Annotated in this window: 1 protein-coding gene; it reads right to left on the bottom strand. The window is 72.2% G+C overall.

Features of this window, described 5'->3' with window-relative positions:
- Nucleotides 1-227, bottom strand: a 227-nt coding sequence (locus tag OO69_RS48695) for a ketoacyl-synthetase C-terminal extension domain-containing protein (RefSeq protein ID WP_033287483.1), incomplete at both ends; no start/stop codon positions are given.

Below are 227 nucleotides of genomic sequence, written 5' to 3'. Positions count from 1 at the left end.
GCCGTAGTCGTGGGCTGATCTGTCAGGTGGGTGTGCAGCCGGCCTGCCTGCTCCCGCAGCGCTGCGGGGGTGCGGGCCGACAGCACCCACGCCACCGGCTGCGTCACGGCATCGGTTTCGGCGTCGGATTCCCCGGTCGGCACGGATGGGTCCAGCGGCTCGGTCACCCGGGCCGGTTCGGCCTCCTCCAGGACCACGTGCGCGTTGGTGCCGCTGATCCCGAAGGA

The sequence above is a fragment of the Streptomyces sp. NRRL F-525 genome, assembly GCF_000716605.1.
GTDB lineage: Bacteria > Actinomycetota > Actinomycetes > Streptomycetales > Streptomycetaceae > Streptomyces.
Note: the sequence above shows the minus strand (reverse complement) of the source record. Positions and strands in the feature narration are given on the sequence as shown.